Origin of the sequence: Amphritea sp. (assembly GCF_048266285.1) — a bacterium.
Lineage (GTDB): Bacteria > Pseudomonadota > Gammaproteobacteria > Pseudomonadales > Balneatricaceae > Amphritea.
Map to the genome: position 1 here is coordinate 184,315 of NZ_JBLWZV010000006.1, position 21,886 is coordinate 206,200.

Genomic DNA, 21,886 nt, shown 5'->3' on the forward strand with positions numbered 1-21,886 from the left:
GTCATGATGAGCATGTTGTGTTGTTCATTCCGAGTTGATTGATAACGCGGTGCTGATGAGATTGTCATAGTGCCTTTAAGTTCAGCATTTACTCTGCCTGTTTGATGTGCAAGGTTATGCCGTACATCATGGTTTTTGCTTGTTAAAAGTGCATCTCAGTGTCAGGATAAAGTTAAGCGTGGAGAGTGTCGCGCAATCCAAAAATACATGGCGTTAAGTTGCTGTCTGACGTCGCTCATGTGGGCTTAAACTATGTTAGCTGGGATGAAGAAGTTTTTTCTCAATCGAAGCAAATTACTGATGCTGGTCGCAGGCATTATCTGTGCCTTGCTTAGCATCATTACCTACCAATACAGTGCGTCGATTGAGAGTGATGTTTTACAGGCCGAAGTGGTTAGAGCGGGGGTTGAGCAGCGGCTAAAATTACAAAACGATATTAGTCGTACGGTTGAGTTACTTGACACTGTGGGCAATTTTGTTTCCCAAACGAATAACCTTAATCGTGAGTCATTCGCGGTATTGACCCGGCCCATTATTCGCAATCATCCGGAGCTGTGGGCTATTCACTGGGTGCCTTATATTCGCGGCAATGATAGGGCCGCATTCGAACAAACCTTAGCTTATGAAGGCTTTCCTGACGGAATCACTGCGCTGAATGCCGCCGATAATAGTGTCTATCGGGCCCCCTTAGGGGATGAGTATTACCCTATTTTATATTCCGAGCCGCTAGAACGAAGCCACGTCACCATCGGTTTTAACACCTATTCTCGAGATGTTAACGCAGAGGTTATTGATGCCTTGGCCTATAGTCATGAGCGCTACTTAGGGACAGACCCTTTTTATCTGTTTTCAGATCTCTCTAATGTGTTATCGCTGAGTTATTATCGTCCGGTTTACGATGAAGCCCCCTTAGCGTCTGGCCGATTGAGAGGTTATGTCCTCGCGCTGATTCAACCACAGGTTTTATTAGAGAACGTATCATCGATCGATTCAGAGGCGATGATGCGGTTGTATGATGTCACCGACGGCGAGCTCGGTGAGGTTGCGACGACGGCACCGTCGAGTGTTGAAACTCCGGCAATTTCCTATCGTTCTGAATTCAGCGTGATGGGGCGTAATTGGTTGTTGGAAGTATGGAATGACCGGCTGCAACCGGAGCATAAGCAGAGCGCGGCGCAATGGGTGCTAATTTTCGGTTTGCTGTTAACCCTGTTACTGGTTTTTATTCTGTTCTGGTTAGCCAAAACACACCGCCAGATTTTACTTGAGCGGGACCGTGCGCAGAGTTATCTCGATACGGTTGAAACCATTATGCTGCTGCTTAACCCTCAGGGTGAAATCCAGATGATTAACCGTAAAGGTAGCGAGGTGTTGGGTATCAATATCGCTAACTTGTTGGGGAAAAACTGGTTCGCTAGTCAGATGCTGGTTGATTATGAGGAGGAGCGCAAGAGTTTTGAGGCATTGTTTAATCGCGAGTGCCCGATCTCCGGATTCTATAAAAGTGAGAGTAAAGTGCGGGGGCGTGATGGCGAGTTACGGTTGATCACGTGGCGTAACCGGCTGCGCTTTGATGAGGCTGGTCAAGTTGTCGGGGTGTTGTGTGCCGGGGTGGATATAACCGAGCAGCGCCAATCAGAATTACTCGATAGGTTACGTAGTCACGCGATGGAGGCGACCCTACAGGGTGAGTCACTGAGTTATGTGTTGGATCTGTTGGTCAAGGGTATAGAAACCCAAACCCCCGGAGCACTCTGTTCCGTATTGTTGTTGGATGATTCTGGACAATACTTATCTCGCGGTGCCGCACCTTCCTTGCCGGACAGTTATTTTAAGATGATTGATGGACTGCAGATCGGCGAGGGGGTGGGTTCCTGTGGTACGGCGGCCTTCCGGCGTGAGCGGGTGGTGGTCGAAGATATTGAAACACACCCATTTTGGGCTGACTTTAAGCAGGTTGCATTGGAGTGTAATCTTCGTAGCTGCTGGTCGGAGCCGATTTTTGGTCGCAAAAGACGACTGATCGGAATCTTTAGTATCTATCATCAGTTTGTTTCTAAACCATCGCGTGCCGACCTTGAATTGACGGAAAGCATGTCCTCTTTTATCAGTCTTTTGGTCGAGGAGTTTCAGGCGGAAGCGACTCTCAAAAGAATGGCGAATACCGATGAGCTCACCGGTTTAAACAATCGTCGTAAGTTGTTTGATGATCTAGAAACCGAGTTTCAGCGTGCTAAACGCTATGGACGGCCCTTTAGCCTGTGCATGTTGGATCTCGATTTCTTTAAAAAGATTAACGACCAATATGGCCATGATGCCGGTGATCAGGTGCTTAAAGCGGTGGCACAGGCCATTAGCCTATCACTGCGTGAAAATGATATGTGTGGGCGTATCGGTGGCGAAGAGTTTACCATTCTCTTGCCCGATACCGCGCTCGACAGTGCCGCGGTGTTTGCTGAACGGCTACGTCAGCATGTTGAGGCGTTATCGATCTCCCTCGATGATGGTCAACAGGTGACGCTGACCTGTTCTATCGGTGTCGCGGAATATAGTGAGCACTTTCATAAGGCGACCGAACTGCTCTCCTGTGCTGACCAGCGTTTATATCATGCTAAGGCCAATGGCCGTAACCGTATTAGCATTGAGGCGACGTAAGCGATTGCTGCAGGTGTAATTGGCAGTAACTGATCAGTTGCTCGGTAAGTTGCTGGCCGGTTTGGCTGGCCAAGTTCCAACTGTGCCAGTACAACGGTACTTCGAGAACATTACCTGGGGAAATCTCTGTTACAGCACCGGCGTCTAACAGTGATTGCATCTGTAAATCGGGCACCATACCCCAAGCAAAACCCCGCTTGATGAGTTCGCTAAAGGCTTCGGAAGAGGGCACCCGGTGACGTTGGTAATCCAAGGTATCCGGGTAATATTGACTGATAAAACGATTCTGCAGAGCATCTTTTTCGTTGTATTCAACCGCCGGAGCTTTCGCTAAGGTTTCGCTGCTGACACCCTCTGCAAAGTACCGCTCAATATAAGCAGGGCTGGCCAATGCGAGATAGCGACTCACCCCTAGTAGCACCGCGCTACTGCCTTGCAGTGGTTTACTGCTGGCGCTGATACAGCCTTGCACATCGCCTTGGCGTAGCAGTAAATGGGTTTGATCCTGATCATCTACTCGCAAGTCCAGCAGGATGGGGCTTTGCTCCATCACCGGTTGCAGGGCATCCATAAACCAGGTTGCAAGAGAATCAGCATTAAGGCCGATGGTCAGCCGGGTAAAGCCATCTTGCTGGGCATTGTGTAGGTTTGCTAATAACTCATTCTGCAATAGGCTGACCTGATGATAATGGCGTTGTAGCTGTTGCCCAGCATCGGTGAGTCGTAATGGTTGGCTTCGCACTAACAAGAGTAATCCGGCGGCCTCTTCCAATTGTTTGATGCGTTGGGAGATTGCGGACTGGGTGAGAAACAGTCGTTTGGCGGCGCGATCAAAGCTTTGCTCTTCAATAACCGTGGCTAGCGCCTGAAGCTGGCGATAATCAAACATAGCATCTCGCATGATTAGGTGAGGATGAGGGCCATATGGCGGCATTAGAAATTCTAATGAAATATAAATATTATTAGTTTTACTTACCTGTGTCGAATGCTTACGCTGTGCCGATCATTGTTTCGTAAACTTATTTCGGACTGAAAATTGTTATGTTGTTATCCATTCCTGCCCCCTTTATGACCGGTTTAGCGACGAGCGCTGGATTAATTATGGCGATTGGTGCGCAGAATGCATTTGTGCTTAGTCAGGGCGTGCGGCGGGAATATCATTGGCCGATCGCAGGGCTGTGTAGTTTACTTGATGCGATATTGATAATGGCCGGGATCTCCGGGATGGGGATCTTGATTAGCCAGTCGGCGTTGTTGTTACAGTTCATTACCTGGGCGGGTGGGGCATTTTTGTTGTGGTATGGGGCGAATGCATTACGCTCTGCACTGCGCAGTGAGTCGCTCAAGGTGTCGGTGAATCAGTTTGCCAATCTCCGTTCGGCATTGTTGGCGACATTGGCGCTGAGCCTGCTGAACCCTCATGTCTATCTAGATACGGTGGTATTACTGGGCAGTATCGGTGGGCGCTATGTTGAACAGGAACGGTATTGGTTTGGCGCCGGCGCAGCGCTGTTCTCCTTTATTTGGTTTTTTGCCCTCAGTTTGGGCGCGCGCTGGCTGGCACCTCTGTTTCGAAAACCCATCAGTTGGCGCATTCTGGATGGCTCGGTGTGCATTATGATGTGGACGCTGGCAGCCTTATTATTGACAGGCAATCTCAGCGCCTGATTGATTAACGCCGCTGATTCATTTTATGGTTAACGATTTGTGACAGGTCGGAGACCAGTCGGGCTAGGTTATCAATTGTCTCATTGGTATTGGTAATCGACGCTTTATTATTATCGGAAATATCCCGAATAGAGATAATATTGCGGCTAAGGCTCTCGGCTGTATCTTTTTGCTCATCGGCGGCCAGTGCAATCTGTTGGCTTTGATCTGAGATCTGATCCAGTGATTGCGTCAGTTGATCAAACGCCTGTCCTGCGGTTTCAGCTTTGTTAATGCTTTCTTTCACCTGACTATGGGTTTTACTCATGGTTTCTGAGGTGCTGTGAACCTGCATTTGCACCGCTCCGATACTGTGTTTTATCTGCTCGGTCGCTTTCTGTGTGCGAATGGCTAATTCTCGTACTTCATTGGCCACCACCGCAAAACCACGCCCATGATCACCGGCTCTGGCCGCTTCAATCGCAGCATTGAGTGCCAACAGGTTCGTTTGGCTGGTGATATCGTTGATCAGCGTGGTGATATGGCCAATCTCTTCAGTTTGGACATGTAGCTGTTCCGATTGGTTTGAGGCTTGATTGATCTCTTCAGCGAGAACTTCAATGGTTTGCAGCATATCGTTGATGATGGTTCTGCCCGTTTGTGCATCTTGGGCGGCTTGATGGGTGACCTCGGAAGTGCGGGAGGTGTTTTCAGCCACATTTTGAGATGAAGATGCCATCTGGGTACTGGCAGAGGCCAGCATATCGCTTTCCATGTTTTGCTTATCAATACCGCAGGTGGTCTGGCTCAAGCTGTCATGGGTGATATCCATCACTTCTCTGAGCGTGAATATCGCATCTTCGACACGACCGGTGACGGTCGACAATTTTGCTTGCAGCAGATCGATAGCAATATTGGCGGCGCCAATTTCATCCATGCTGCCGCTGATTACCTGTTGTGACAGCGGGTTGTCATAGATTGCATTGGACTGTTTAAGAAGCTGTTGGAGTGGTTTAAGTTGCCAGTAGCACAGGCCGGTGATAGCGGCGGTGATAGCACCGGATACCAGTAGCTGTTGGAGCATGCTAAGGGGGGTAATGTTTACTAAGGATAATGCCGCTAAACCTGAAAATACGGTACCCAGCAGTCGATGACGCAGACTATGGCGCGCGAGGGATAAGCGCTTTGGATTCGCACGGATCTGACTATAGAGGTTTTGTGCGTGTTGTTTAATATCATCCGGCAGTCGGGTTCGCACCGATTGATAGCCAATTTTAATACCGTCTTGGTCATACAGTGGTGTGACATACGCTAACACCCAGTAAAAATCACCATTTTTACAGCGGTTCTTGATCGCGCCTAACCAGGGCTTATCTGTTTTGAGATTATTCCATAGATCGGCAAACGCAGCGGCGGGCATGTCGGGGTGGCGGACAATATTGTGGGGTTTGCCAAACAGTTCATCGCGACTAAAACCCGAGATATCGATAAAGTTCTGGTTGGCATAGGTAATACTACCAGAGAGCGACGTGGTGGAGATTAAACGACAGGCTTCTGGAACATCCCGCTCCCTTTTGCGGTGACTATCATCCATACAAAAAACCTCTAATCCATTAATGATGATTACAGCCCTCCTCATGCAGCGAATAGCAGTGCTACTTAAGTTAGAACCTAAAATCCATGTTAGTTGTGGGGTTTGCTTACAGGGCGCTAAGTATACACCCTGAAACACGTAAATAAACCCGGCCATAAACTTTGTGCTAGAGGCTTTAAAACTAGTACTAAATAACTAATTTATCAGTCCCAAGGAGGCATAGGTAAAAAACCGCACCCTTAGCTACTATGTATGGGTAGTCAAACGACCCGCAAAGAAAGCGCGGTGTATAACAAAAAGAGAGGCATGGACAATGATTTACGCACAGCCAGGAACCGAGGGTTCTGTTGTTTCCTTTAAAGAACGTTACGAAAACTATATTGGTGGTGAGTGGGTTGCGCCGGTTAATGGGCAATACTTCGACAATGTTTCACCTGTTAACGGTAAGGTGTTTTGTCAGATTCCACGCTCCGATGCTGATGATATTAATCTTGCGCTTGATGCCGCCCATGCCGCTAAGGATGCTTGGGGTACAACATCGGTCGCTGAACGCTCTAATATTCTGCTAAGAATTGCTGACCGTATTGAGCAAAATTTAGAATTACTGGCGGTTGCCGAAACTTGGGATAACGGTAAAGCCGTGCGTGAAACCATGGCTGCCGATGTGCCGCTGTGTGTTGACCACTTCCGTTACTATGCCGGTTGTATCCGGGCCCAGGAAGGCTCTATCGGTGAGATCGATCAGAATACTGTTTCCTATCAATTTCATGAGCCACTGGGTGTTGTCGGTCAGATCATCCCTTGGAACTTCCCGCTGCTGATGGCGGCGTGGAAATTGGCGCCGGCACTGGTGACGGGCAACTGTGTTGTTATGAAGCCAGCAGAACAAACCCCAGCCTCCATCCTTAAACTGATGGAAGTGATCGGTGATCTGTTGCCACCGGGTGTGCTGAACATCGTCAATGGTTACGGTAAAGAAGCAGGCGAAGCGCTAGCCACTAGCACGCGTATCGCTAAGATCGCTTTCACCGGTTCAACGCCGGTTGGTTCTCACATTCTTAAGTGTGCCGCTGAAAATATTATCCCATCGACCGTAGAGCTTGGTGGTAAGTCACCTAACGTCTTCTTCGCTGACGTTATGGATCAGGAAGATGAATTTGTAAATAAAGCGGTTGAGGGGGCGGTGTTGGCCTTCTTTAACCAGGGTGAAGTTTGTACCTGCCCATCACGTTTGCTGGTGCAAGAGAGCATCTATGATGCCTTCATTGCTAAGGTCATTGAGCGTTCTAAGCAGATCAAGCGGGGCAACCCACTGGATACCGAAACCATGGTGGGTGCTCAGGCATCTCAACAGCAGTTTGAGAAAATCCTGTCGTACATGGAAATCGGTAAAGAAGAGGGCGCTGAGTTCCTGATCGGTGGTGATGTTCATGAACACGATGATGAGTTTAACTCGGGTTTCTATGTGCAGCCTACGCTGATGAAAGGCCACAACAAAATGCGCGTCTTCCAAGAAGAGATCTTCGGCCCAGTGGTCGCGGTGACAACCTTTAAAGACGAAGCGGAAGCCTTGGAAATTGCCAATGATACCGAGTTCGGTTTAGGGGCTGGTGTTTGGACCCGCGACATGAATGTGTCTTATCGTATGGGTCGTGGTATTCAGTCTGGTCGAGTATGGACTAACTGTTATCACCTTTACCCTGCCCATGCTGCGTTCGGTGGTTACAAGAAATCCGGTGTAGGTCGTGAGACTCACAAGATGATGTTGGATCATTATCAGCAGACTAAAAACCTGTTGGTTAGCTACGATATCAACCCACTGGGCTTCTTCTGATCTGATCAGGCTAAGCAAACGTAACATAACTTATGTAATCCCCGGGGTGGCTCGCCACCCCGCTTCTCTATCTCCAATCGTGTTTGGAGATTCGCACCGCAACCAGTCATTCTCTACGACTGGATGCACTCCGCTCCGGTATGGCATCTGTATCGGATATGTCGGTGTTTTTTGGCGGCCTCGGCCGCCTTTTTTTCGTTTCTGTCATCTTGAGTACTCCATTTATCGCTCCCATAGGCTCTCTCTGATAAGCTTAAGTACGCTAATTAGTTAGGACATAGTCGTATTAGCTGGCGGGGTGGTAATGGATTTTACTAGAGTATCGGGTCGATCAGGCCTTAACTTATTTTGGCTAGTATCAGTGTTACTGGTATTCCTGCTAGCAGGTTTCTTCGCTTATTTTTTTATTGCCAGCCAACAGTACAACCATACTAACCTCGATAAACTCCAAGCCTCCATTCAACAGCATATCAATCGTCGCCTTCAATACGAGGTGAATGACGCCATTCATTTTATCGATGCCCGTTACAACAGTGCAGAACAAGTCATTATGGCGCAATCGCAAAAGGAGGTATTACAGGCGCTGGAGGTGATGAATAGTTTTTACCAGCAAAATCGCCGGCGCTTATCCGATGTGGCGCTAAAAAAGCAGTTGCTTGAAGTGTTGCGGGGGGTGCGTTTTTTTAATGGCCGTGGTTACCTGTTTGTTGGTGATCAGACCGGCCGTGCGTTACTGGTGCCAGAACAGCCTGACCTGGAAGGCACCTCAATGTTGGATTTTCAGGATGATCAGGGCGTCTACTTCATCCGACGTTTCAAGCAAGTAAGCCGTTCTACCGCCGGAAAAGGCTTTGTGCGTTACCGTTGGTATCCGCCCGGTGAACGGGATCACATGGACAATAAGATCGCCTATATTGCACGTTTTGAACCGTACAACTGGCTTATCGGTGCAGGTGATTATGTGTCGCAGATTCAGCAAGATCTGCAAAAAGAAGTGATCGATCATCTGCAGAGTATTCGCTTTGGCAAGAACGGTTATCTGACGGTCATTGATCGCAGCGGTAAGGTGATTGCGGGTCAGGGCGTGAGTCAGTTTGTGGGTCAACCCTATACTAAACTTGAAAACCCGGCAGACCGTGCCCGTATTGCCAACCTTATTGATAAAGTAAAAAAAGATGGCTTTATCCATAGTGGCTGGTATCAGAGTGATGGTCAGCCCGATGCCGATCAACTGCTCTATGCCCGTGCTTTTCCCGCCTGGAATTGGATTGTTTTAGCCGGGGGGTATGCGGACCCCACGCTTGACCTGTTATTAGAGCAGCGGGCACAGATTAGCGTTAACGATCGGGATAGTAATATTACACTGTTGCTGTTGATTACCGTTTTATTAGCGATCGCGTTCGTGATGATGCGCTATTATGCCCGCGGTTTCCGCGAGTTGTTTAGCCATATTCAGCATGATTTAGACCAGCAGAATATCGCCTTGAGTGAAAATGCGCGGGCCTTGGAAATCAGTAAACGCATTGTCGATGCGGCCCATGAAGGCATTATGATCACCGATGCCAATAATCGCATCATTCGTGTTAATCACTCTTTTACCCGGATTACCGGTTATCTTTACGATGATGTGAAGGGGCGCGATCCGAATATTCTTCGTTCTTCGACCCACGAACCCGAATTTTACCAAGCGATGTGGGAATCACTGAATAATGAAGGTGAATGGCATGGTGAGATTTGGAATCGTCGCAAAAACGGCTCGCTCTATCCGCAGGCGTTGTCGATCACCAGTTATTGTAGTGCTGAGGGTAAGATCGAAAATTATATCGGCACCTTCACTGATATCAGCCAGCGTAAGGCGTTTGAAGAGCAGCTTGAGCATATGGCACAGAGCGATTCGCTTACCGATCTGCCGAATCGCCGCTCGCTGAGCAAGCGTTTACGTCATGAACTCGATGTGATCAAGCGCAACCCGAGCCATCAGTTAGGCTTGATCTTTATGGATCTCGACCTGTTCAAAAATATTAATGATACCTATGGTCACGGGGTTGGCGATCAGGTGTTGATTACTATTGCCCGCCGTTTGAATGAAACGGTGCGGGTGGTTGATATGGTCAGCCGAGTAGGGGGCGATGAATTTATTATTCTGCTGGGTAATCAGTCGGGTGAGATGGATCAGACCGCGATTCAGTTGGCCGAGCGGATTATACAGGCGGTCTCTGAACCGCTGGATATTGTCGGCACAAGATTACAGCTAACCACTAGTTTAGGGGTCGCGTTAGCGCCGTCTCATACTGACGATGCGGCGCAGTTGATGGAGTGTGCCGACTTAGCCCTCTATCGAGCAAAACAGGAGGGCAGCAATAATTACAAACTGTTTTCACCTTCCATGCTTGAGGAAAAAGACTAAGCTGGCTGCGGGGATATAGAGATTGATCAGTGGTGGATGGGGAGCCTGATTCTCTTCGCGGTTACGCGAGTGTTTTTGCCACCCTTGGCATTGGTAAGCCTAATTTATAATGACGGCCTCTGTTACAATACGCCGTAACCTTTTATATGGACTCAATAGTGCTGGTTATCTCTAATAATGTCTCGATCCCCGATGATGAAGTTGTTCTCACAGCGATCCGCGCTCAGGGCAGCGGCGGCCAGAATGTCAATAAAGTCTCATCGGCGATTCATCTGCGGTTTGATATTGCTGCCTCATCGCTGCCCGAGTTTTACAAAGAACGTTTGCTGCAACTGAAGGACTCTCGCATTACCAAAGAGGGGGTCGTGGTGATTAAAGCCCAGCAGTACCGCACTCAGGAAAAAAACCGAGAAGATGCACTGCAGCGATTACAGGCGTTAATTAAAACCGTCACGGTGGTGCAGAAGGCGCGACAAGCAACCAAGCCTAGTCGCTCAGCCAAACGTAAACGGGTTGATAGCAAAACCAAACGAGGTCATGTTAAGGCGTTACGGGGACGGGTGTCGGATTAGGCGCCACATCGGTTTGAGCCGCAAAAATATAACCTACCCCATATACCGTGTTAATCAATGCGGTTTCTTTCTGATAGTCATTGAGTTTTTTACGTAATTTACCGATCAGCATATCGATGGTGCGATCCGAAGGGTGCCATTCCCGATGATAGAGTGCGTTGAGTAGCGCTTCCCGCGTCATCAGTTGATTCCGGTTATTGAGTAAGGTCGTTAGAAGGGTGAACTCATTTTTGGGCAATTTTGTTAGCTGCCCCGTGGGTGATTTGAGCACCTGCCGCACTAGATCCAATTGCCAACCGCCAAAGTGACTGATTTGCGAGTCTGTTTGAGCGTTTGTGTTGTCTGGACCTTCGAGGCTCATTCTTGACCAGCGGCCGAGATTGCGAATTCTCGCGGAAAGCTCGCGGTAATTGACCGGTTGCGCAAGGTATTCATCGGCCCCCATCTCCAATGCCACAATCAGATCATCAGGGTTATTTTTTTTGCCGATGAGGATAATACCGCTGCGACTATGACTACGCAGTTTCCGGGTCAGAGAGAAGTCTGGATGTCGTGCAGTGGAGCAGTCGATAATAAATACATCGGTTTGTTCGGTATTATCCGGCGAGGGTAGATCGAATAAGGTATTAATATGAAAGCCGAAGCCATTCTCTTTATGGAAATTAGATAGATGATTACTCGAATTTTTATCGATAACAGTAATATTCATGCACATATTATTATTCTTTTATTATTAAATAGAGTGATGGACTATTTATATCGATTCAATAATAGTGTTTGAGAGACAACGGAGTCTGGTAAAAAATTGCGCAATCTTAGTAAAAAAAGAAGCAGTGCGTGGTAATAAAAACCCTAGCATTATGGCATTAGTGATACTTGGTATAACATCATCAGAAGTAGCGATATGGGCGGGTTTAAGCGCGGATCTGTGTCGCGGTCATGTTGAACTCCCGCCGTAACTGCTTATTCATATGGCTTTGATCACTAAAGCCTGTCTGTTGGGCGATTTGTGCCGGCGTTTGCTGACTGCTGATAAGTAGTTGTCGGGCGGCATAGGTGCGCCGCAGTATGACAAACTGATGCGGTGTATAGCCACTGCTGAGTTTAAACGCTCGACAGAAATGGTAGCTGCTCATATGCAGTTGACTAGCCATCTGGTCGAGGGTGATTTTTTGGCTTAGATGCTCGTCAATAAAGCGAATCAGTAGCTGTAACCCCTGAGGACTAATCTTTCCGCTGTGTGCATGACGTTGAATGGTTTTATTGGAATAACTATGCAAAAGGTGCACGATAGCGGCGTTTGCGAGGCTCTCCATATACAGATTTCCGCTTTTAAACTGATCCTGCATCTCGCGAAACATCAGTTCTGAAAGGCTCTGGAGGACAGGGCTTTGGGCATCGAAGAGTGATTGTAGTTCTAGTGTATCAGGGTCGAGGTCAAAGCTTTCTTGTATCACTTTACTAACCGCAGTATAGGGGAACAGTATGTGCAAGGTGCTCGAATTGGATTCAGGAATAAGCCACTGGTTATCTTGAAACGCGGGAATGAGAGCCACCGCTTGGCGCTGCCAGATGCCGTTATAGTGCTGTCCACCACAGTGATAGTGCACCGCTGCACTCGGCGGATTGTAGTTATAGATCATTACATGGTGATCCATGCCGGGAAGATTGAGATCGACATAGGGTAGCCGGGCATAGTTTTCCAGCCGGATATTGGTGAAGCTGTGATCGCCGCTGGTTTCACTGGCTTCAAATGGGATGGTGCTGAGTCGCTGCTCAGGGGTGATCAGACGCGATTTTGTATCAGGCATAGAAAACAGTTTCTCTTTTTTTATTATTAAACAGTAATGCTTGATCCCTGCATCATAAAAACTATTACTGAATAAAACAAGATTTGAGTTTTGTTAGGATATTAATTAATTTGTCTTTGGCTTGTTACTTTCTGTTACATAATGTCGTCAATCTTATCAAGATTTTCATCTGCCTCTATTGGTATCGTCAGCCTGTAGTCATACTGTAGCAGAGGAAAAAACGTGAAAAACAATAACTATAAGGCTTTGTCAGTGTCCGCTTTGCTGTGCGGAAGTTTGTTGTCGGGCCAGGCTTTTGCCATCGCTGAAACGGTCCACCCTCGGGATTATATTCCCGCGCCGAAAGGCGTTAACTTGTCGGTCACTTATCTGCAAAGTGTCTCCGGTGATGATTTCAATGTCGATGGTGACACGGTGTCCAATGATGCTGATCTGCAGGTCAATGCTGTCATCCAGCGTTTTATTCATTACACCGAACTGTTTGGCATGCCTGCCGATCCGCAAATTATCATTCCGGTAGTTGATCAGGATGTGGGTATTCAGGGCGAACAAAGTTCGGGTATCGGGGATATTTTTATCGGCTCAACATTGTGGCCTATCGCTAACAACGACAATAAAGAGTGGTTAGGACTATCTTCGTTCGTCTACCTGCCTACCGGTGAGTATGAAAGTGATAAAGCGGTCAATGTGGGAGCCAACCGCTGGACGCTGGTGTTTCAGGGCGGTTATACCAAGGGGCTGAGCGACGGCCTATATATGGAGCTTATCGGTGAGGTTGAAATCTACGGCGACAATAATGACCTGGCGGCGGGTGATAGCCTTGGGCGTGACAATATGTACCGTATGAGCGCTATCGTTTCTCAAGATGTGACCCAAGGAGGCTATGTTTGGGGACGTTACAGTAAGCAGAAAGGGGGCGAGGTGGATATCGATGGGGTTGATCAGGCGAATAGCGATGTCGATACCGACACCCTGACGTTAGGGTACAGCCAATGGATCGGCAAACGTTTTCAGTTGCAGGGTGAATATAGCCAAGACCTAAGCGTGAAAAACGGTATTGAAACCGATGGTATAACCCTACGGGTAGCGATTCCGTTTTAAGCGAGGAGGTAAAAGATGCAATTAAATAAACAACTGATGCCGCTATTACTCGGTGCGGCGCTGGTGCTACCCGGAGTGACCCAGTTACAGGCTGCGGCGGCAGTGGATGGCAACCGGTTAATCAATGCAGATCAAGAGCCGGGCAGCTGGCTCGCCCATGGTCGTGATTATACCGAGCAGCGGTTTAGCCCGTTGACGCAAATTAATAAGCAAACCGTGGCTGACCTAGGTTTGAGTTGGTCCTATGGCTTTGATTCCACCCGGGGTCTTGAGTCTACGCCATTAGTGATCGATGGCATGTTGTATGTCACAGGTAGTTGGAATGTGGTGTATGCCTTTGATGCGGTGACAGGTGAACTTAAATGGCAGTTTGATCCCCAGGTGGATCGGGGTGTAGTTGGTCCAAAGCTCTGTTGTGATGCGGTTAACCGAGGCGTTGCAGCATGGCAAGGTAAGCTCTATACCGGCACCTTGGATGGTCGCTTGATTGCTCTGGATGCTGAAACCGGGCAGCAGCTTTGGTCTTCACAAACTACCGATAACGATCAGGCTTATTCTATTACTGGCGCGCCGCGTATTGTTAAGGGTAAGGTGATGATCGGTAACGGCGGCGCTGAGTTTGGCGTGCGCGGATATTTTTCTGCCTATGATGCCGATAGCGGCGAGATGTTATGGCGTTTTTATACCGTGCCCGATGACCCGGCAAAAGAGACTAATCCAACGCTGATTGAAGCGAGTAAAACCTGGTCCGGTGAATGGTGGACGCTCGGCGGTGGTGGCACCGCCTGGGATTCAATGGCCTATGACCCTGAGCTGGATTTGCTCTATGTCGGTATCGGTAACGGCTCCCCTTGGAACCGCGAGATACGGAGTAATGGCGAGGGAGATAATCTGTTTCTGTCGTCCATTGTGGCGGTGCGGCCGGACACCGGCGAATATGTTTGGCATTACCAAACAACTCCCGGTGAGGAGTGGGATTACACCGCGACTCAGCATATGATTTTGGCCGATCTTGAGGTCAAGGGTAAGCTGCGTAAAGTGTTAATGCAGGCACCTAAAAACGGCTTCTTCTATGTACTGGATCGGGTGACCGGCGAGTTTATTTCAGCCGAAAACTATGTCGCGGTGAACTGGGCCGATGGTGTGGACCCCGCCACAGGCCGACCGAATATCAAGCCTGAAGCCCGTTATAGCACCGCCGGTAAACCGTTTTTGGCTCAGCCATCACCCTTCGGTGGGCATAACTGGCAGCCAATGAGCTTTAACCCGGATACGGGGTTAGTGTACTTGCCGACTCGGGAGATGGCGTTCCCCTATATTCCCGATGATGACTATCAGGTTAAATCTCTTACCGTCAATTTAGGGGTGAGTCTATTGGCGGCCACCATGCCGGAAGACCCAGCGGTGCGTAAAGCGATCAAGGCGGCGACCAAAGGTCGTTTGGTGGCTTGGGACCCGGTCGCTCAGCAAGAAGCTTGGGGTATCGATATGCCTGTGCCGTGGAATGGCGGCACCTTGAGTACTGCCGGTGGCTTGGTGTTCCAAGGCAATGGTAAGGGCAATCTGGTGGCTTATGACGCCGCGAATGGTAAGTCGTTATGGTCTTATCATAGTCAGACAGGCATGGTGGCTCCGCCGATTAGTTACCGTGTAAATGGTGAGCAGTATGTCGCCATTATGGCGGGCTGGGGTGGGGCCGTACCACTGGTGGTCGGGCCATTGGTGAGTGAGGCGCTAACCACCAATACTAACCGTTTACTGGTGTTCAAACTCGGGGGTAAGGCAACGTTGCCTGAACTCAAGGTTACAGCTAAAGCGTTGAATCCACCGTCAGCTAACGCATCGGCAGAAACCGTAGCCGAGGGTAAAGCGATTTATCACACTTACTGTAGTTCTTGTCATGGTGATGGCGCGGTGAGTGGCGGGGTGTTGCCAGATCTGCGCTATGCCAGCCAACATACCTTTGATTACTGGGAAGCGATCGTCGTCAATGGCTTGAAAAAAGCCAATGGCATGGCGGCCTTTGGCAGTGTGATGAGTGTGGCGCAGGCCGATGCAGTAAAAGCCTATGTGATCAAGCGAGCTAACGATGAGTTGACGGCTCAGCAAGCGACACCGTAACGGTGTTAATCGAGTCCTCCGTGAGGGGTTGCCGTGAGGCGCGTGATCTCTCTGGGTTTGAGGTGGCTCCAGTGGCCATCTCTTTTTTAACCCCCCTGATTCAGTCTGGTCGAGGCTAAAACAGTACTTTTACCGCCGAATTACGACTAAAAAGCACTGTAGATTAGTTCCAAAGTACCATATGGAATTAAGCCCTCGGTTTCTATGATTAAAGACAGTCATAAGACTGGAACAACCTAATAACAAAAGAGGTAATACATATGTGGACTAAACCAGCTTATACAGATCTGCGTATCGGATTCGAAGTCACCATGTACTTTGCAAACCGCTAAGCACTATACCAAGCTCCACCTACGGGTGGAGTTTTTAGTTTGTCCCTCGAACACACCGACAACACGACAAGATAATAATAATGAAAATACAAATTCTTGGCTCAGCCGCCGGCGGTGGTTTTCCGCAGTGGAACTGTAATTGCCGCAACTGTGCTGGTTATCGCGCCGGCACATTGAATGCTAAATCTCGCACCCAGTCGTCCATTGCGATCAGCGCGAATGGCGAAGACTGGATACTGTTTAATACCTCACCGGATATTCGTCAGCAACTGGCTGACTTTGCGCCGATGCAACCTAATCGCCAGATTCGTGATACCGGTATCGCCGCGATTGTCTATATGGACAGTCAGATCGACCATACCACCGGTTTGTTAATGTTGCGCGAAGGCTGTCCCCATGAGGTTTGGTGTACCGATATGGTGTATCAAGACCTCACCACCGGTTTCCCCGTGTTTAAGATGTTAGAGCATTGGAATGGTGGCATTACTCGCAACCGGATTTCGGTTGCAGCGGGCGAGAACAGCTTTGTGATTCCTCAGGTACCCGAATTTAAACTGACCGCGGTAACCCTGCTCAGCAGTGCGCCGCCTTATTCGCCACATCGTAATGACCCGCATCCGGGGGACAATATTGGCATTCTGATTGAAGATACCCGCAGTGGTAAAACGCTGTTTTACGCGCCGGGTCTTGGTCAGATCGAACCGCATCTGAAGCCGATTATGCAAGATGCCGATTGTTTGCTGGTGGATGGCACCATCTGGCGCGACGATGAGATGATCACGTCGGGAGTTGGCGATAAGTTAGGCGTTACGATGGGGCACCTTGCACAGATGCCCAATGAAGCTACTGGCGAGGCGGGCATGTTAGCGTTTCTCGATACCCTTGAGAAACCGCGCAAAGTATTAATTCACATCAATAATACCAATCCGATTTTAGATGAAGACTCTCCTGAACGGGCCGAAGTGGTGGCCCGTGGGATCGAAGTCTCCTATGACGGCATGAGTATTGAGCTTTAAGGGGGCGTTATGAATGCACCACTGAAACAGACCTTACCGGCGCTAAGCCGGGACGAATTTGAACAGGCGCTGCGGGCTAAAGGGGCGTTTTATCATACCGAACACCCTTACCATGTGGCGATGTATAACGGCGACTGTAGTAAAGAGCAGATCCAGGGCTGGGTGGCCAACCGTTTCTATTATCAAATTTCAATACCGTTGAAAGATGCCGCTATTATGGCCAACTGCCCGGACCGTGACGTGCGTCGTCATTGGGTGCAGCGGGTGTTGGATCACGATGGCTATGATGGCGCCGTAGGTGGCATCGAAGCCTGGTTACGGTTGGGCGAAGCAGTGGGTTTGCGCCGTGAAGAGATACTGTCGCAAGAACATGTATTGCCCGGTGTCCGCTTTGCCGTCGATGCCTATGTTAATTTTGCTCGCCGTGCGACTTGGCAAGAAGCCGCCAGTTCATCACTGACCGAACTATTTGCCCCGACTATTCATCAGAATCGCTTGGATACTTGGCCGACTCACTATCCTTGGATCAAAGAGGAGGGCTATCAGTACTTCCGTGGCCGTTTGACAGAAGCCCGCCGCGATGTAGCTCATGGGTTGGATATTACGCTAGACCACTACACCACCCGCGAACAACAAGATCGGATGTTGAATATTTTACAGTTCAAATTGGATGTGCTCTGGAGCATGTTAGATGCCATGACCATGGCCTATGAACTCAAGCGTCCGCCGTATCACACGGTGACCGACGAGAAGATCTATCACCAAGGTCTATTCGCATGAGCGGCGCAGAGATCACCCCGGACCAGACCCCGGTATTGAATCGGATGTTTCGTTTTCAATGGGAGAAAGCACAGGATAGTTATGTGCTGCTCTATCCCGAAGGGATGGTTAAACTCAATGGCCCCGCCGGTGAAGTCTTAGCTCTGGTGGATGGTCAGCGTACTGCAGCGGATATAATCCAGACACTGCAGGCAAAGTTCCCCGATGCCGATGGGATCGAGCGGGATATTCTGGATTTCTTAGGAGATGCCCGTGAGCAACGCTGGATCAGCCTGTAACGGACAGCCATCACTGAATGCGGTGCCGACCCATGGTCAGCCGCTGTGGTTGCTCGCCGAACTCACTTATAAGTGCCCACTGCAGTGCCCTTACTGCGCTAACCCAACCAATTTCGCCAGTAAAACCGATGAGCTAACCACCGCCGAGTGGGTCGATGTGTTTACCCAAGCCCGTGAACTAGGCGCGGCACAGTTGGGCTTTTCTGGTGGCGAACCGCTGGTACGGCAAGACTTAGTAGAACTGATCAGCGAAGCGCGACAATTGGGTTATTATACCAACCTGATTACCTCTGGAGTGGGCCTAAACGAGCATAAAATAGCGGACTTTCGCACTGCTGGTTTGGATCATATTCAGGTCAGTTTTCAGGCCGCCGACCCGGAAGTAAACAACCTGCTCGCGGGATCAAAAAAAGCCTTTGCGCAAAAACTAAAGATGGCCCGGGAAGTGAAAGCCCAGGGTTATCCGATGGTGCTCAACTTTGTTACCCATCGACATAATATCGATCAGATCGACCGTATTATCGAGCTTTGTGTCGAACTTGAAGCCGATTATGTCGAGTTGGCTACCTGTCAGTATTATGGCTGGGCCTATGAAAACCGTAATAACCTGTTGCCTACGCGGGCGCAGTTAGAGCGGGCCGAGCGCATCACTAACGAATACCGTGATCGCCTTGCGGCGGCGGGTAATCCGATCAAAATCATCTTTGTTACGCCGGATTATTACGAAGAGCGCCCGAAAGGCTGTATGAATGGTTGGGGGCAGGTGTTTCTAACGGTCACGCCGGATGGTACGGCCCTGCCTTGCCATAGTGCGCGGATGCTGCCGGTGGAGTTTCCCAATGTGAAGGAACAGAGCATCGAGCAGATTTGGAATCGCTCCAACGGCTTCAACCACTTCCGGGGTTATGAGTGGATGAAAGAGCCTTGTGTCTCCTGTGATGAAAAAGAGAAGGACTTTGGCGGCTGCCGCTGTCAGGCTTTTATGCTCACCGGCGATGCCAATAATGCTGATCCTGTTTGCAGTAAATCCCCCCATCATGATCTGATTGTGCAGGCACGCGAAGCCGCGGAGCTGCCCGTGCATGACGAGCCTATCTACCGTAATGAGCGCAACTCCAGAGTGTTCTGCAAGGGCTGATATGTTAGCCTGAGCCTCTGCACTGACTAAACGGTAGCTAACGATGACCCAATATGGTTTTTTTGCATCCTCCCTGTCCGCTGCTGAGGCGGTGGCCGGGGGGCTTGAATATGGTCAACTCTATGCCGGTGATCAGGGCGTTTTCTGGGTTGAATACCAACCGGAAAATGGCCGTAATTTGCTTTACCGGCGTGATTGGAACGGGGTCGTTAGCTGCTTAACCCCAGCCGATTTTAGCGTCCGCAGCGGTGTCTATGAATATGGTGGTAAAAGCTGGTGCCCCGTAGATCACCGCTTGGCGTTTGTGAATGCCACCGACCAACAGATCTGGCTACAGCAGGGCGGTCAAACGCCTTTGCCGCTTACACAAACCTCGGGTTGCCGTTATGGCGATCTAATCTATGATCAACCCCGTCAACGACTGCTAGCGGTGCAGGAACAACCCAGTGATGATCCTACTCAACCGCTACATCGCTTAGTGGCGGTGGATATTGATAGTGGTGCGGTCACCGTGATGGTTAGCGGCGATGATTTCTATGCTGCACCGGTGCTGAGCCCCGACGGTCAACAGCTGGCTTGGATTAGTTGGAACCACCCACACATGCCTTGGGTCAGCACTCAGCTTAATCTCGCCCACCTTAGGCCACCCAACACGCAACCGGCTGATGCGGACAAAGGAAAACAAGGAACCGGAGAACAAGGGACAGGCACTGCTAGCGCAAGCGAGCATAATGACACCGGCAAGCATCATATCAACCCGGCCAGTGGTTTAACCGGACATCGAATCGTCGCCGGCCAGACGACTCAAGAATCCTTGCAGCAACCACGCTTCTTAAGTGATAACAGCTTAGTCGCGATCAGTGATATTTCTGGTTGGTGGAATTTATACCGTTATCTATTTGATGATGCAAATAATAAACCACAAAACCACTCCGTAGAGACTGCAGCACCTACACTCAAGACACCCAAAATATCAGCATCGAACAACCCGTTAACAGGGCGCGGGGCAGATGGCGTTCGAGCCGAGCCGCTGTGGTCTCGAACAAATGACTTTGGCTTGCCGCAGTGGCAGTTGGGCGTCTCGACCTGGGATCAATTGGATGACGATCATTGGATCGCCTGTTATATGGTGCAGGGGGAAGGGCGCTTAGCGATGGTGTCGGCGCTGGGCCAAGAACGTCGGCTCACCGACCAGTTCAGTCTATTTCGCCATCTGTGCTGTTATCGCGGGCGGATCTACTGCATAGCCGCCGCGCAAGATCGGGCGATGGCGATTATTGAGCTAGCCCCGAACGGAGGCATGCACCCCGTTGATGAGCTGTTAAATGACAATGAATTGCCGGTTGATAGCGTTAATTATCACGGCACCCAGATGCGGGTTTTGGCGGGGGGCGAGAAACCGGCGGGTAATATCACCCTGCCACAACCGGTGAGTTATCCGGTGGCAGATGAAACCGCCTATGGTTTTCTCTATCTGCCACGCCTAAGCACTGACCTGAGCCAGCGCCCGCCCTTGATCGTGTTCACCCATGGCGGGCCAACGGCGGCTACTTACCCACTGTATAATCCCAAAATTCAGTTCTGGACCAGCCGGGGCTTTGCTGTGATAGATCTTAATTATCGCGGCAGCACCGGTTATGGCCGGGCCTATCGTTTGCGCTTAGCCGGGGAGTGGGGGCAAACCGATTGGCAAGATGCCGAAGCAGCGGTTGATTATCTCGCCAGTGAGGGGCTTATCGACTCGGCGAATGTGTTTATTCGCGGTGGCAGTGCCGGCGGCTATACCACCCTTTGTGCATTGGCGTTCAGTGATCGATTTAAAGGCGGGGCCAGTTATTACGGCGTCAGTGATCCGATAGCACTCACCCGCGATACCCATAAATTTGAAAGCCATTACTTAGATTGGTTGATCGGTGATCCTCAACAGGATGCTGCGCTGTATCAGCAACGCAGTCCACTCCTGCATGCCGATCAAATTAACTGCCCAATGATCTTCTTTCAAGGCGGCCAAGATAGGGTCGTGGTGCCGCAGCAAACCGATGTGATGGTCAATGCCTTAAAACAGCGCGGTATTGCGGTGGAATACCATCTGTACCCAGATGAACAGCACGGCTTTCGTCAAGCCGGTAACCAAGTGCACAGTCTCGAAGCGGAGTTGCAGTTTTATCAGCGTCTTCTGATGTGATGCGCTAATGTTCTGTTATCGTCAACGGTTATAAAAGTCGTCCTTATCCCGCTGCCTAGGGGCTGAGGCACCGCGACATGAATCCTCATCGGGGGGGCAAGCGTACACACAAGCACTCGGAGACCGCAGCGAATCTAATTGTGAGCAGGTATGTGGTGACGCAATCGATCGATGAAAGCAGAGCTTATGGTGTACATCCTTGTACTGTCTTTATGCAGTATGATTTGAACTTTTCAAGGAAAGGGGACACACTTAGTTTTTGTGTTTGCCTGTTTATTCGGTTGGTGATATTTTGATCATCAATAAAATCAATAGGTTATTGATTTGCACGTTTATAGGCCACTCGTCACCGAAATAGTGTGCACGCACGCTTTTCTGGAAGGGAATAGTCAAACTATGGAAGGTTTCAGAATGA

The 21,886-nt window shown here is 49.6% G+C and carries 17 protein-coding genes; 13 read left to right on the plus strand and 4 right to left on the minus strand.

The annotated features are described in order from the left end of the window. Window positions 1-264 precede the first annotated feature (264 nt). Window positions 265-2,655 carry a diguanylate cyclase gene (locus tag ACN0T0_RS09915; RefSeq protein WP_417225592.1) on the plus strand — a complete coding sequence of 797 codons (2,391 nt, stop codon included), beginning with the start codon at window positions 265-267 and terminating at the stop codon, window positions 2,653-2,655. Here the strand turns inward: ACN0T0_RS09915 and ACN0T0_RS09920 are convergent. Next, the gene (locus ACN0T0_RS09920) at window positions 2,636-3,544 is read right to left on the minus strand and encodes a LysR family transcriptional regulator ArgP (RefSeq protein ID WP_417225594.1); all 909 of its coding nucleotides are present in this window, start codon (window positions 3,542-3,544) and stop codon (window positions 2,636-2,638) included. The genes ACN0T0_RS09915 and ACN0T0_RS09920 overlap by 20 nt on opposite strands. Window positions 3,545-3,696: 152 nt before the next feature. Between ACN0T0_RS09920 and ACN0T0_RS09925 the strand changes: the two genes are divergently transcribed. Then, a complete protein-coding gene (locus ACN0T0_RS09925) occupies window positions 3,697-4,323 on the plus strand; it encodes a LysE/ArgO family amino acid transporter (RefSeq protein ID WP_417225596.1) in 627 nt (208 codons plus the stop codon). A 4-nt stretch (window positions 4,324-4,327) separates the two neighbouring features. On the opposite strand, the gene ACN0T0_RS09930 is transcribed toward ACN0T0_RS09925, so the two are convergent. Further along, window positions 4,328-5,896: a methyl-accepting chemotaxis protein gene (locus ACN0T0_RS09930; RefSeq protein ID WP_417225598.1), complete on the minus strand. Its 1,569-nt coding sequence runs from the start codon at window positions 5,894-5,896 to the stop codon at window positions 4,328-4,330. Window positions 5,897-6,209: 313 nt separating this feature from the next. Here ACN0T0_RS09930 and ACN0T0_RS09935 point away from each other — a divergent pair, with 313 nt between their 5' ends. The 3 genes from ACN0T0_RS09935 to arfB all read left to right on the plus strand — a co-directional run bounded on the left by ACN0T0_RS09935 (window position 6,210) and on the right by arfB (window position 10,709). After that, window positions 6,210-7,730 (plus strand): aldehyde dehydrogenase family protein, encoded by a 1,521-nt coding sequence (locus tag ACN0T0_RS09935; protein WP_417225600.1) that lies wholly within the window; start codon window positions 6,210-6,212, stop codon window positions 7,728-7,730. Window positions 7,731-8,034: 304 nt separating this feature from the next. Further along, complete coding sequence (locus tag ACN0T0_RS09940) at window positions 8,035-10,137, plus strand: cache domain-containing protein (RefSeq protein ID WP_417225602.1); 2,103 nt, start codon at window positions 8,035-8,037, stop codon at window positions 10,135-10,137. A gap of 158 nt (window positions 10,138-10,295) precedes the next feature. Further along, window positions 10,296-10,709: an alternative ribosome rescue aminoacyl-tRNA hydrolase ArfB gene (gene arfB / locus ACN0T0_RS09945; protein ID WP_417225604.1), complete on the plus strand. Its 414-nt coding sequence runs from the start codon at window positions 10,296-10,298 to the stop codon at window positions 10,707-10,709. On the opposite strand, the gene ACN0T0_RS09950 is transcribed toward arfB, so the two are convergent. After that, on the minus strand, window positions 10,678-11,418 hold the full coding sequence (locus tag ACN0T0_RS09950) for a winged helix-turn-helix domain-containing protein (RefSeq protein WP_417225606.1): 741 nt from the start codon (window positions 11,416-11,418) through the stop codon (window positions 10,678-10,680). The two genes, arfB and ACN0T0_RS09950, sit on opposite strands and share 32 nt — an antisense overlap. Window positions 11,419-11,623: 205 nt before the next feature. Continuing rightward, window positions 11,624-12,520 carry a helix-turn-helix domain-containing protein gene (locus ACN0T0_RS09955; RefSeq protein WP_417225608.1) on the minus strand — a complete coding sequence of 299 codons (897 nt, stop codon included), beginning with the start codon at window positions 12,518-12,520 and terminating at the stop codon, window positions 11,624-11,626. Window positions 12,521-12,742: 222 nt separating this feature from the next. On the opposite strand from ACN0T0_RS09955, the gene ACN0T0_RS09960 reads away from it, so the two are divergent. From ACN0T0_RS09960 to ACN0T0_RS09995, 8 genes are all read left to right on the plus strand, one after another. Continuing rightward, the gene (locus ACN0T0_RS09960) at window positions 12,743-13,621 is read left to right on the plus strand and encodes a transporter (protein WP_417225610.1); all 879 of its coding nucleotides are present in this window, start codon (window positions 12,743-12,745) and stop codon (window positions 13,619-13,621) included. 15 nt (window positions 13,622-13,636) lie between these two features. After that, on the plus strand, window positions 13,637-15,742 hold the full coding sequence (locus tag ACN0T0_RS09965) for a PQQ-dependent dehydrogenase, methanol/ethanol family (protein ID WP_417225612.1): 2,106 nt from the start codon (window positions 13,637-13,639) through the stop codon (window positions 15,740-15,742). A 260-nt stretch (window positions 15,743-16,002) separates the two neighbouring features. Beyond that, window positions 16,003-16,074 carry a pyrroloquinoline quinone precursor peptide PqqA gene (gene pqqA, locus ACN0T0_RS09970; RefSeq protein ID WP_003243383.1) on the plus strand — a complete coding sequence of 24 codons (72 nt, stop codon included), beginning with the start codon at window positions 16,003-16,005 and terminating at the stop codon, window positions 16,072-16,074. Between the two features lie 80 nt (window positions 16,075-16,154). After that, window positions 16,155-17,090, plus strand: coding sequence for a pyrroloquinoline quinone biosynthesis protein PqqB (pqqB, locus tag ACN0T0_RS09975; RefSeq protein WP_417225614.1), 936 nt, complete (start codon window positions 16,155-16,157; stop codon window positions 17,088-17,090). A 9-nt stretch (window positions 17,091-17,099) separates the two neighbouring features. Further along, complete coding sequence (gene pqqC / locus ACN0T0_RS09980) at window positions 17,100-17,870, plus strand: pyrroloquinoline-quinone synthase PqqC (RefSeq protein ID WP_417225616.1); 771 nt, start codon at window positions 17,100-17,102, stop codon at window positions 17,868-17,870. Further along, the gene (pqqD, locus tag ACN0T0_RS09985; RefSeq protein WP_417225618.1) at window positions 17,867-18,148 is read left to right on the plus strand and encodes a pyrroloquinoline quinone biosynthesis peptide chaperone PqqD; all 282 of its coding nucleotides are present in this window, start codon (window positions 17,867-17,869) and stop codon (window positions 18,146-18,148) included. Before pqqC ends, pqqD begins: the two co-directional genes overlap by 4 nt. Then, a complete protein-coding gene (gene pqqE, locus ACN0T0_RS09990) occupies window positions 18,117-19,286 on the plus strand; it encodes a pyrroloquinoline quinone biosynthesis protein PqqE (protein ID WP_417225620.1) in 1,170 nt (389 codons plus the stop codon). Before pqqD ends, pqqE begins: the two co-directional genes overlap by 32 nt. Window positions 19,287-19,329: 43 nt before the next feature. Continuing rightward, window positions 19,330-21,471 carry a prolyl oligopeptidase family serine peptidase gene (locus tag ACN0T0_RS09995; RefSeq protein WP_417225622.1) on the plus strand — a complete coding sequence of 714 codons (2,142 nt, stop codon included), beginning with the start codon at window positions 19,330-19,332 and terminating at the stop codon, window positions 21,469-21,471. Window positions 21,472-21,886 lie beyond the last annotated feature (415 nt).